The sequence below is a fragment of the Arthrobacter humicola genome (assembly GCF_039531445.1).
Classification (GTDB): Bacteria; Actinomycetota; Actinomycetes; order Actinomycetales; family Micrococcaceae; genus Arthrobacter; species Arthrobacter humicola.
Genome location: NZ_BAAAQB010000039.1, coordinates 110,499 through 122,087, shown reverse-complemented (window position 1 = coordinate 122,087; position 11,589 = coordinate 110,499). Strand labels below are relative to the sequence as shown.

Sequence of the window (11,589 nt, the reverse complement as noted above, 5' to 3'; positions counted from 1 at the left end):
TCAGGGCCCGGCCGAGACCCGGACCCTGGCCCAGCTGCGCGCCGACATCGCCGCGACCTGGCTCCTCACCAACGCCACCGGCCCCACCCCAGGGACCACAGCCCGAACAGCCGGCGACGGCACCACCAACGGACTTGCCGGCGGGGGCACCAACGGCACCAACGGCGGACGTGCCGGCGGCAGCAACGGCGGACTTGCCGGCGGCGGGACGGGCGGGTGTGTGGGCGGGGGGTGTTCCGGTGCCGCGGGCGCAGGTCCTGGTCACCGTGCCGGTCCTGTCGCTGCTGGGCCTCACGGACGAACCGGCCGTCCTGGACGGGTACGGGCCGATCCCGCCGTCGATGGCCCGCCGCCTCGTCGCCGGCGGCGCGGGTTCCTTCTACCGGGTCCTGACCGATCCCCGGGACGGGGCGCCGCTGGAGATCGGGCGGAGCAGTTACCGTTTGACGGCGGCGCAGCGGCACTGGCTCCGGCTCCGTGACGGCAGGTGCCCGTTCCCCGGCTGTAACAACCATTCCCTGGACAACGAGGCGGACCACCTCCTGGCCTGGGCCGACGGGGGCACCACCGGCATCTCCAACCTGGGCCAGCCCTGCCCGAAACACCACCGCCTCAAACACTCCTCGGCCTGGACACCGAGCGGGGCCAGCACAACGAGCCCGCCGGGCTGGATTTCACCCTCAAAACGCTATTACCCGAGCGAGCGCCAGGACTGGGAACCGCCCCGCTGGCCGGCCCACCTCCCGATCACGCCTACAGCCACAGACCCATGGGCGGAGCGAGGCGTGCCCGCGGATCCCGAGCCGGAACTGCCCCCGGATCCCTTCCCCGACTGGCATCACTTCACGGCCGGGCACCCATTCCCCGCCGCAAACACCGACGACCCCGGCTGGCCGGCCCCCCTCGACGACCCCATCTCCGAATGGGGCCTATACCAATCCGCCTGAACGACCAGTTGCGGGTCAATTTAGTGCGGTAATCGAGCCCGGGGGTGACACACTTCCTGCCACTGACAATCGGCTCCGGTTTCACCGTCACGCTCGCCTGCGCACAAGAGCCGCCGGGCGACTTTCACAACCGATGAACGGAAGCCCTATGGGGCCGACGCGTGGCCGGTGGGCACTCTTGATTGAGACGTGGATCACGTCGACTCGCACGGGGAATTCACCCACGTGAGTCACCCACGACAGTCACGCACGAAAGAAGGACAATGATGTCTGCCGCCACCACAGAACTAACGCCCGTGGACGAGTCACTCTCCGGGCCGGCCGCACTGCCGCCTTACTCCCATGAGCTCGCCTGGCCGGATGGCATGGCGCCGTTCAAGGTCGTCGACGACGGAACCCAGGGTGACCCGTACGCGCACTACGCATGGATGCGGGACAACGCTCCGGTTCTCCGCGCCGCCTCGCCGGTCTCGGACGTCTGGTTCATCTCCCGCTATGACGATGTCCGCAAGGCCATGCGCGCCCCGAAGGTCTTTTCCTCCCAAGTGGTGGACCCGGTGCCGCTGACCTTCCTGACCCTGTTCGATGCCCCGAACCACACGCGGCTGCGCCAGGTCGTTGCGCAGGCCTTCACTCCAAAGGCGATCGCCCGCTTTGAAGACCGGGTCCGCGAGAACGCCCACAAATATCTGGACCCGATGATCGCAGCCGGCGGCGGCGACGCCGTCGATGACTACGCGATCCCGCTGAGCATGTCCACCATCAGCGCCCTGCTGGATGTCCCGGCGTCGGACTTCGAGAAGATGAAGTTCTGGTCGGATGAGACCTTCAGCTACTTCGGCAGGCTGGCCCGCAATGCGCAGGGCACGGGAACCGACGAACAGAGCACCTTCGAGTTCTTCGCGTACCTGAAGGGCACCATGGAACGGCTCTACCGCGAGGAAAGCGAGTCCGTGGGCGGCCATATCGCCCGGATGTGGAAGGAAGGCCTCCTCAGCGAGAAGGAAGCCAAGGAACTCTGCGCTTTCGTCTTCGTTGCCGGCCATGACACCACCACCATCCTGCTGGCCAACGCCTTCCGGGTCTTCAGCGAGCAACCCGGGCTGCTGGACCGGATCCGGCAGAACCCCGCCGACGCGAACCTCTTCGTCGAGGAACTGGCCCGCTTCCGCGGAACGGTGCAGCGCGCCAGCCGGATCACCACCGAAGACGTCGAGGTTGCCGGCGTGCGCATCCCTGCCGGCGCCATCGTCCGGTTGCTGCCGGCAGCGGCGAACCGCGACAGCGCCAAGTACCCCGACGGCGAGACCTTCAACATCGACCGCAACACCGACGGCCACCTCGGCTTCGGCCACGGTGTGCATAGCTGTCTCGGCGCCCCGCTGGCCAGGCTGGAAACGGTCGTAACGGTGGAACTCCTCGCCGCAAAGCTCGGCTCCCTGACCCTCAACAAAGACAAGCCGATCGAATACGTCCGGGGCAACAACCTGACCAACTCAGGTCCGGAACACCTTTACGTCGAGCTGGAGAAGTTCAATGCCTAGTCAGCAGCCCACTGAGTCCGTCCTGAATCCAATCGTCATCGTCGGCGCCGGCCACTCCGGAGTCGCGGTGGCCGCAGGACTGCGATCCCGCGGCTGGGAGGGGGACATCCTGCTGCTCGAAGCGGAAAAGGAGACGCCCTACGAACGCCCTCCACTGTCCAAGGAACTCCTGAAGGCCGGCGCTCCGGATGAGTCCGCCGTGCTGCGCAAAGAAAAGTTCTACCACGACAAGCGCATTAACCGGCGGGCAGGGCTCACCGTCGACGCCATCGACCCGGGCGGCAGGACCGTCCAGCTGTCCGACGGCAGCCGCCACGGCTACCACCGCCTCGTCATCGCCACCGGCTCCCGCGCCAGGTCCCTGACAGTCCCCGGGGCGGAACTCCCCGGGGTGCAGGCCCTGCGGACCCGGGACGACGCCCTTGAACTCAAACGCGCCCTCGTCCCCGGCGCCCGGGTCGCCATCATCGGCGCGGGATACATCGGCCTGGAAGTCGCCGCCGCCGCAGCCGCGAAAGGCTGCGACGTCACGGTGCTCGAATTCCAGGACCGCGTGATGAGCCGCGTGACCTCCGAGCCGGTATCCCGCTTCTTTGAGCGGCTCCATGAACAGAACGGTGTCCGGTTCGTCTTCGGCGCCGCGGTGACCGCCGTCGAGGGGTCTGACCGGGCCGAGCGCGTCGTCACCGCCGACGGCGCGGCCTACCCGGCCGACGTCGTCCTCGCCGGAATCGGCGTGGTGCCCAACCAGGAACTTGCCGCCGAGGCCGGCCTCCAGTGCCAGGACGGGATCCTCGTGGACGACGACGGGCGGACCTCGGTCCCCGGCATCTACGCCACGGGCGATGTCACGCGCTTCACCAGCACCATCGACGGCGCCAGCCAGCGCCTCGAATGCGTCCAGAACGCCATGGCGCAGGCCGACAGGGTGGCAGCTGACATCACGGGCCAGGCCCCCGCGGATCCGGAGATCCCTTGGTTCTGGACCGTCCAACACGGCGTCCGGCTCCAGACGGCCGGCGTCCGGCACCCCGACGACGACGTGATCGTGCGCGGCACCCCGGCGGAGGGCAAGTTCTCGGTGGTCTACCTCCGCGACGGGCGCCTCGCCGCCGTCGACACCATCGCAGGCCTTACCGACTTCCGTCCGGCCAAGAAGCTGATCGCACAGAAAACACGGATTGATCCGCTGCTCGCCGCCGATCCCGGCACCCCACTGACCGACGCCGCGTTCGCAGCGTCCTGAAACCGAAGGAACCACCATGAGCAACAACAAACTCACCGTGATCGACCGCGAGGGCTCCACCCACGACCTGCAGTGGGAGCCGGACCAGACCCTGATGGAGGCCCTCCGGGACAACGACCTCCCGGTCCTGGCATCCTGCGGCGGCACCGCCTCCTGCGCCACCTGCCACGTCTTCCTGGAAAAGGAGGTCTTCGACACCCTTGCCGAGCGCAGCGAGGACGAACTCGAGTTGCTGGTCGATGCCGAGGGCTACCAGGAATGCGGCTCCAGGCTCTCCTGCCAGCTTGCCTTCAGCCAGGACCTCAACGGAGTCACCGTCACTCTGGCGCCCGAAGAATAGCCGCGGCGTCCGGCCGCCGGATAGCGACGAGGCCGTCGTTCCATCTGCATATATTGGGGGATGGAACGGCCGCCGGTTCCTACGACGCCGGTTCCTACGACGCCGGATCCGTCACCAGGATCCGCACCGAGCACAGCTCCGCCGCAGCCTTCTTGAGGACCGCGGCACGCGGATCCGGAACGTCCAGGAACGCCAGCCGGGCCACGCCGGCGTAGCGCTTCAGCACAGGCTCGGCGAGGACCTGGTCGACCAGCGTCCGGTCGCCGCCCGGCGCCAGGTACTCGATCCGGTGCTCCGCGAAGATCCTCGCGGCGTGCTCGGCCACGGCCTCCACGAGGGCATCAGCCTGGTTGGCGCGCCGCCGGGCGAAGCGCTGCTGGGACCAGCCGCCGGCAGCGGTCCGCGACTGGACGTGGCGGGTGCCGGTCTTGGACGCGACCACGGCGCCGCCGCTGACGACCGCCACCGAATAGCCGCCGCGGCGGACCAGCACGGTGCCAAGGCTGCGGGGCTGCCCGGCCAGGGACGCCAGCCGCGACACCGCGTCGCCGCCGCGCCCGGGCCGGCCATCCACGGGCCACGGCGCCTGCAGCAGCGCCACGGCGCCGTCCGCGGCTCGCACCTGCAGACCGGCGTCGAGCTCTTCCTCCACCAGGGCGCCATGGCTTGAGGCAAAGCGCTCCACCCAGCCGGGCAGCCGGGCAGCGGAAACGAAGGCCACACGGGATTCGGGGCTGGGCATTGGCGGGCTCTTCCGTTGCGGGGATAAGGGGGACGGCTTAGGGGTGGCAGGGCGGACCTGAACTAGAAGTAGCCTATCTATGTGGATGATCTCTTTGGCGCAGGGCGGGACGACGCCGACGGAAGCGACGACGACGGCGGCAACAACGGCGGCGCCGACGATTCCGGCCGCGCCCGCTCCGGTGCCCGCACGGCCGGGGCCGGCTCGCCGCGGAGTCCGCTCGCCGTCCGGATGCGGCCCCGCACCCTGGATGACGTGGTGGGCCAGCAGCACCTGCTCGGCCAGGGCTCCCCGCTGCGCCAGCTCGCCGCCGGCTCCGACGCGACCGGCCCCGCCGGGCCAAGTTCGGTGATCCTCTGGGGTCCCCCCGGCACCGGAAAGACGACGCTTGCGCACGTGATCGCCAAGGGTCCCGGCCGGAAGTTCGTCGAACTCTCCGCCATCACCGCCGGCGTCAAGGACGTCCGCCGCGTGATGGACGAGGCCCTGACCGCGCGCGATCTGTTCAAGACCACCACAGTCCTGTTCCTCGACGAGATCCACCGCTTCAACAAGGCCCAGCAGGACGCGCTGCTACCGGGCGTCGAGAATCGCTGGGTGGTGCTTGTGGCCGCCACCACCGAAAACCCCTCGTTCTCCGTGGTGTCCCCGCTGCTGTCCCGCTCGCTGCTGCTGACGCTCAAGCCGCTGACCGACGCCGACGTCGAGGGCCTCCTCCAGCGGGCCGTCACGGATGTCCGTGGCCTGAATGGCAAAGCCGAGCTCAGCGCCGACGCGCTGGCACACCTTGTCCGGCTCTCCGGCGGGGACGCCCGCCGTGCACTGACGGCGCTCGAGGCCGCCGCCGGCGTCGCCTTCGGGGACGCGGACGACGTTGACGCAACCGACGTTGACGCAACCGACATTGACGCAACCGACATTGACACCGCGGACGCCGCCGGCGCTGTTGCGCCGAAGCCCGTGACCATCCAGTTGCGGCACACGGAACGGGCGCTGGATGTTGCCTCGGTTCGCTACGACCGCGCCGGCGACCAGCACTACGACGTCGCCAGCGCGTTCATCAAGTCGATCCGGGGTTCGGACGTCGACGCGTCGCTGCACTACCTCGCCCGGATGCTCGAGGCGGGGGAGGACCCGCGCTTCGTGGCCCGGCGGATCGTGATCTCCGCCGCCGAGGACGTCGGGATGGCAGACCCGACGGCGCTCCAGACCGCCGTCGCGGCGGCCCAGGCCGTCCAGCTGATCGGCATGCCGGAAGGCCGCATCATCCTGGCCGAAGCCGTGGTGCACCTGGCCACCGCGCCGAAGTCCAACGCCGCGTACATGGGCATCAACCAGGCAATCGCCGACGTCCGCGCGGGGCTCGGGAACGGGATCCCCGCCCACCTGCGCGACGCCCACTACCCGGGCTCAAAGCAGCTGGGCCACGGCAAGGGCTACAAATACTCCCACGACGCGCCGCATGGCGTGGCCACCCAGCAGTATCCGCCGGACGATCTCGTGGGCCGCAATTACTATGAACCCACCGCCAACGGGGCTGAACGGGACATCGGCACCCGGCTGGAGCGGCTCCGGAAGATCATCCGCGGCACGTGATCTGTCGCTGACCAGCGGCTGCTCTGGCGCCGCCCTTCAGCGCCGGAATCCGCCGTTGACATAGGGGCCAAGAGGTCTAACGTGGAAATACGCCAGCATTGACCTGCTGACCATCCGTGCGGCGCAGGGGACAGCGCGGCTCACACCGCCGGCAATCGATTACCCGGACCCCCGAACGACGGCCGGCTTCGCTCCATCCAAGGTCTTCCAATGCGAGCGTCCCCGCTCAGTCCCCAGGTAGTGTCCCATGAGCATTAATTTCGTTACAGCCATGGCAGTCAAATCCTTTGATGTGCCCGACCGGAAGCGGTGCCCGGACAAGGCCGAATTCGACCTCTGCACCGTGGACGACTACTCGGTGGCCAAGTTGATCCTCGGCCCGGGCTGGCGGTGGTCGGAGAGCACCAAACCCTACGAGCAGACCGACGCCTGCCAGCACCACCATCTGGGCTTCTGCATTTCCGGTGTGCTGGAGGTCGAAACGGCCGAAGGGCTGCGCTCCACGATCCACGCCAACGACACCTACGCGATCCCGCCGGGTCATGACGAGTGGGTGGTGGGCCCGGAACCGTTCGTGGCCGTGGAATTCCTGGGGGCCGCGTCATTCGGGCGGCGGGGCAGCCGGGGCGTGCACGCCAGGGTCTGACTTCGGTACTGGCTTCGGGCTGTGGGCCCCTTCATGGTAGGCTGGTTCGTTGTCTGGCAAGGCACGGACGCACAATCCATTGAAAACTTCGGTTTAGTGAGGGTTGCCCTGTGCCCAGTAGCAAAAGGCAGCGGTTGGCCGATGCTCTCCATCGTGGAGGCCAGTAACACTGACACACCGCAGATATTGGAAGGACACTAGTGGCTAACAACACTCGTGCTCGCCGTACCGCACGCCTTTCGCGCGCACTCGGCATCGCTCTGACCCCCAAGGCCGCCAAGTACATGGAGCGCCGCCCGTACGGCCCCGGTGAGCATGGCCGTGCCCGCAAGAAGCAGGACTCCGACTACGCCGTACGTCTGCGCGAAAAGCAGCGTCTGCGCGCCCAGTACGGCATCCGCGAAGCCCAGATGACGCGTGCCTTCGAAGAAGCACGCCGCACCAAGGGCCTGACCGGTGAAAACCTGATCGAACTGCTCGAAATGCGTCTCGACGCCCTCGTGCTGCGTGCCGGCTTCGCCCGCACCATCGCCCAGGCCCGCCAGCTGGTTGTGCACCGCCACATCCTGGTTGACGGCATCCGCGTTGACCGCCCGTCTTTCCGCGTCGGCGAGGGCCAGCTGGTCCACGTCCACAGCCGCAGCGAGACCATGCCTCCGTTCCAGGTTGCAGCAGCCGGCGCTCACCGCGACGTCCTGCCGATGGTTCCGGCCTACCTGGACGTCAAGCTTGACGCCCTGCAGGCCCGCCTGGTGCGCCGCCCCAAGCGTTCCGAGATCCCCGTGACCTGCGAAGAGCAGCTCGTCGTGGAATTCTACGCACGCTAAATAAACGCAACACCTCCAAAGAAGCCCGTGGCAAGCGCCGCGGGCTTCTTTGTATGTAAGGTACTTGGGGGAGTTCCCCGGGAGCCAGCCCTGCTTGCCGGTTCAAACCGCCGGCTGAAACCGTCGGGGCCCGACGCAACGAGCAGGTATCCACTGCAGTTCAAGGAGATGATTGTCTATGTCTGGTGGCGATATTGCCGGCCTGATCGCGGCTGGAGTGTTTTTACTGCTGGTCCTGCTGCTCGCCGTGCCGATCCTGAAACTCGGGGGAGTGTTTGACGAAGTCCGGACCTCCATCCGCTCGATCAGCGACGGAGCCACCCCGCTCATGGACGAAGTCACCGCCACGGTGTCCACCACCAACGAGCAGTTGAAGAAGGTGGACGGCATCGCCTCGAACGTCTCCGACGCTTCCGCCAACATTTCGGCGCTGTCCTCGCTCATGGCCGCCACCGTCGGCTCGCCGCTGATCAAGGTGGCGTCCTTCAGCTACGGCGTCCGCTCCGCGTTCACCGCCCGCAAAAAGCCCGCCACCGGCCGCCGTAGCCGCTAAGCCCACCTGGAGAACCTGACATGAACAGAATCATCTGGATGGGAATCGGCGTCGCGATCGGCGTCATCGCCTTCCGAAAGATCACCGAAGCCCGGTCCGCCGTCGGGCCCGAGGGACTCAACCGGGCCGTCGGGCGTCTGGCCGACGGCCTGTACGACTTCGCCGACGCCGTCCGCGAAGGCATGGGCGAGCGGGAAGCCGAACTCCGCGCCGCGCTCGGCGTGGACACGGCCCTGGCCACGGGCACCGATGGCATCGTTGCCCGCCGGGATGCAGTCCGGCGCTAGTCGGGAGAGAATTAGGAAGTACGGTGCCCGTCACGGGCACGCCGGCACCTCGGCACCTCCTCGAAAGGTCTTGGAAGATCAGGGCCCGGACCGGGGCCGGACCCCAACTTGTCCCGCGCAGCACAGCCGCGGGCCACACACCGCAGTGAATATTGAAGGGTAAGAAATCAGCTCATGAAGTCGCAGGAGATCACCAAGCGCTGGATCGACTTTTTTGTCAGCAAGGGACACACCGCCGTGCCCTCCGCCTCCCTGGTCTCCAGCGACCCCTCCCTGCTGTTCACGGTGGCGGGCATGGTGCCGTTCATCCCGTACCTGACCGCCCGTGAAGAGGCACCCTACCAGCGGGCCACCAGCGTGCAGAAGTGCATCCGTACCGGCGACATCGAGGAAGTCGGCAAGACCGCCCGCCACGGCACGTTCTTCCAGATGTGCGGCAACTTCTCCTTCGGCGACTACTTCAAGGAAGACGCGATCAAGTTCGCGTGGGAACTGCTCACCACCAGCGTGGCCGATGGCGGCTACGGCCTGCCGCCGGAGCGGCTCTGGGTCACCGTCTACGAAGAAGACGACGAGGCCAAGGAGCTGTGGCTGAAGAACACCGGCGTGCCCGCCGAACGCATCCAGCGGATGGGCAAGGCCGACAACTACTGGTCCACCGGCCAGCCCGGGCCGGCCGGTCCCTGCTCGGAGATCTACTACGACCGGGGCCCCGCGTACGGCGTCGACGGCGGCCCGATCGCTGACGAGACCCGGTACATTGAGATCTGGAACCTCGTCTTCATGCAGTACCAGATCGACAACGTCCGCTCGAAGGTGGACTTCGACATCACCGGAGAGCTGCCCAAGAAGAACATCGACACCGGCCTCGGCATGGAGCGCCTCGCGATGATCCTGCAGGGCGTCGAGAACATGTACGAGACCGACCAGGTCCGTCCCGTGATCGACAAGGCTGCAGCGCTCTCCGGCAAGGAATACACCTCAGCCGAGACGCCGGAGGACCCGCACCACACCGATGACGTGCGCATGCGCGTCGTCGCCGACCACATCCGCTCGGCCCTCATGCTGATCGCCGACGGCGTCACCCCCTCCAACGAGGGCCGCGGCTACGTCCTGCGCCGCCTGATCCGCCGCGCCGTGCGTTCCATGCGCCTGCTCGGCGTCGAAAAGGCATGCCTGCCGGAACTGCTCCCGGCCTCCCGGGATGCCATGAAGGGCGTCTACCCGATCGTGGAGACCGACTTCGATCGCATCAGCAGGATCGCCTACGCCGAAGAGAAGGCGTTCCTGCGCACCATCGCCTCCGGCACGGCCCGGCTCGAGGACGCCGTCAAGGAGTCCAAGTCCGCCGGCCGGCCGCTCTCCGGCGCCGACGCCTTCGCCCTGCACGACACCTACGGGTTCCCGATCGACCTCACCCTCGAGATGGCCGAGGAAGCCGGGCTCAAGGTCGACGAGCCCGAGTTCCGCAAACTCATGCTCGAACAGCGCCAGCGCGCCCAGGCCGACGCGAAAGGCAAGAAGGGCGCCCACGCCGACCTCAGCGCGTTCCAGGAGCTCCTCGCCCAGGGCGAGACCGTCTTCACCGGCTACACCGAACTCCAGGGCGAATCCAAGGTCCGCGGCATCCTGGCCGGCGGGCAGAAGGTCTCGCAGGCCTCCACGGGCGATGAAATCGAACTGGTCCTGGCCGAGACGCCGTTCTACGCCGAGGCCGGCGGCCAGGCCGCCGACACCGGGCTCATCACCGGCGACGGCTTCGTCGTCGAGGTCCTGGACGTCCAGCGTCCCATCAAGGGCCTGAGCGTGCACAAGGCCATTGTCCGCGAAGGCGAAATCGGCTCGGACGCCCTCGTCCAGGCCGCCGTCGACCGGGAACGCCGCCACGCCGCCGAACAGGCCCACACGGGCACGCACATTGTCCACGCGGCCCTGCACCAGATCCTCGGCCCGGAGGCCCTGCAGCGCGGCTCCTTCAACAAGGCCGGCTACCTGCGCTTCGACTTCGCCTGGGGCGAGGGCCTCAGCGCCGCCACCCGGTCCGAGATCGAAGAAGTCTCCAACATCGCCATCCGCAACAACTTCCGGGTGGAAACGAAAGTCATGGGGCTCGCCGAGGCCAAGGCCCTCGGCGCCATGGCGCTGTTCGGCGAGAACTACGGCAACGAGGTCCGGGTCGTGGAGATCGACGGCGCCTGGTCCCGCGAGCTCTGCGGCGGAACCCACGTAGAGAACACCTCGCTGATCGGCAGCCTGTCCCTGCTCGGCGAACAGTCCGTCGGCTCGGGAAACCGCCGTGTGGAAGCCTTCGTGGGCATGGACGCCTTCCGGCACCTCGCCGCCGAGCGCGCCCTTGTCACCGAGCTCACGGAAATGCTGAAGGTCCCCTCCGGGCTCCTCGCGGACCGGATCGCCACCACCCTGACCAAGCTCAAGGCCGCCGAAAAGGAACTCGAGCGCCTCCGCAAGGAGCAGCTCACGGCTGCCGCGGCCCAGCTGGTGGGCACTGCCAAAGACGCCGCCGGCATCAAGGTCATTGCGCACGACGCCGGCCAGGTCAGCGGCGCGGATGACCTGCGCGGCCTGGCCCTGGACCTGCGGACCCGCCTCGGCTCCGAGGCCGCGGCCGTCGCCGTCGCGGGCGTCAGCAACGACCGCCCGGTGATCCTCATCGCCACCAACGAAGCGGCCCGGACCGCCGGAGTGAAGGCCGGTGCCCTCGTGCGCCTGGCCGCCGGAGTCCTTGGCGGCGGCGGTGGCGGCAAGGACGACGTCGCCCAGGGCGGCGGCACGGACGCCGCCAAGGTCGGTGCTGCCCTCAGCGCCGTCGTGGATGCCATTTCCCGGCGATAAGCGGATCC

At 68.0% G+C, this 11,589-nt stretch carries 11 protein-coding genes and 1 pseudogene; 10 read left to right on the top strand and 2 right to left on the bottom strand.

Annotation, left to right across the window (positions count from 1 at the left end; translation table 11 throughout):
* Nucleotides 1-265, bottom strand: a pseudogene (locus ABD243_RS20960) (hypothetical protein); the annotation flags it as partial.
* On the opposite strand from ABD243_RS20960, the gene ABD243_RS16460 reads away from it, so the two are divergent.
* From ABD243_RS16460 to ABD243_RS16445, 4 genes are all read left to right on the top strand, one after another.
* Nucleotides 240-947: an HNH endonuclease signature motif containing protein gene (locus tag ABD243_RS16460; protein ID WP_425547232.1), complete on the top strand. Its 708-nt coding sequence runs from the start codon at nucleotides 240-242 to the stop codon at nucleotides 945-947. The pseudogene ABD243_RS20960 and the gene ABD243_RS16460 overlap by 26 nt on opposite strands.
* A 263-nt stretch (nucleotides 948-1,210) precedes the next feature.
* Nucleotides 1,211-2,491, top strand: coding sequence for a cytochrome P450 (locus ABD243_RS16455; RefSeq protein WP_344367468.1), 1,281 nt, complete (start codon nucleotides 1,211-1,213; stop codon nucleotides 2,489-2,491).
* On the top strand, nucleotides 2,484-3,737 hold the full coding sequence (locus ABD243_RS16450; RefSeq protein ID WP_344367467.1) for an NAD(P)/FAD-dependent oxidoreductase: 1,254 nt from the start codon (nucleotides 2,484-2,486) through the stop codon (nucleotides 3,735-3,737). The genes ABD243_RS16455 and ABD243_RS16450 overlap by 8 nt, the downstream gene beginning before the upstream one ends.
* A gap of 16 nt (nucleotides 3,738-3,753) precedes the next feature.
* Entirely contained in the window at nucleotides 3,754-4,077 is a 324-nt protein-coding gene (locus ABD243_RS16445; RefSeq protein WP_116767598.1) for a 2Fe-2S iron-sulfur cluster-binding protein, read from the top strand.
* Nucleotides 4,078-4,171: 94 nt separating this feature from the next.
* On the opposite strand, the gene ABD243_RS16440 is transcribed toward ABD243_RS16445, so the two are convergent.
* Nucleotides 4,172-4,819 carry an acVLRF1 family peptidyl-tRNA hydrolase gene (locus ABD243_RS16440; RefSeq protein ID WP_344367466.1) on the bottom strand — a complete coding sequence of 216 codons (648 nt, stop codon included), beginning with the start codon at nucleotides 4,817-4,819 and terminating at the stop codon, nucleotides 4,172-4,174.
* Between the two features lie 81 nt (nucleotides 4,820-4,900).
* Here ABD243_RS16440 and ABD243_RS16435 point away from each other — a divergent pair, with 81 nt between their 5' ends.
* The 6 genes from ABD243_RS16435 (at nucleotide 4,901) to alaS (ending at nucleotide 11,581) form a co-directional block, all read left to right on the top strand.
* A complete protein-coding gene (locus ABD243_RS16435) occupies nucleotides 4,901-6,415 on the top strand; it encodes a replication-associated recombination protein A (RefSeq protein ID WP_344367465.1) in 1,515 nt (504 codons plus the stop codon).
* Nucleotides 6,416-6,662: 247 nt separating this feature from the next.
* Nucleotides 6,663-7,061 (top strand): cupin domain-containing protein, encoded by a 399-nt coding sequence (locus tag ABD243_RS16430; RefSeq protein ID WP_344367464.1) that lies wholly within the window; start codon nucleotides 6,663-6,665, stop codon nucleotides 7,059-7,061.
* A 200-nt stretch (nucleotides 7,062-7,261) separates the two neighbouring features.
* Nucleotides 7,262-7,888, top strand: a complete 627-nt coding sequence (gene rpsD, locus ABD243_RS16425) for a 30S ribosomal protein S4 (protein ID WP_091251848.1) — start codon at nucleotides 7,262-7,264, stop codon at nucleotides 7,886-7,888.
* A 178-nt stretch (nucleotides 7,889-8,066) separates the two neighbouring features.
* A complete protein-coding gene (locus ABD243_RS16420) occupies nucleotides 8,067-8,441 on the top strand; it encodes a DUF948 domain-containing protein (protein ID WP_091251846.1) in 375 nt (124 codons plus the stop codon).
* A gap of 20 nt (nucleotides 8,442-8,461) precedes the next feature.
* On the top strand, nucleotides 8,462-8,728 hold the full coding sequence (locus ABD243_RS16415; protein WP_237563479.1) for a hypothetical protein: 267 nt from the start codon (nucleotides 8,462-8,464) through the stop codon (nucleotides 8,726-8,728).
* Between the two features lie 174 nt (nucleotides 8,729-8,902).
* On the top strand, nucleotides 8,903-11,581 hold the full coding sequence (gene alaS / locus ABD243_RS16410) for an alanine--tRNA ligase (protein ID WP_344367463.1): 2,679 nt from the start codon (nucleotides 8,903-8,905) through the stop codon (nucleotides 11,579-11,581).
* The last annotated feature ends 8 nt before the right edge of the window (nucleotides 11,582-11,589 follow it).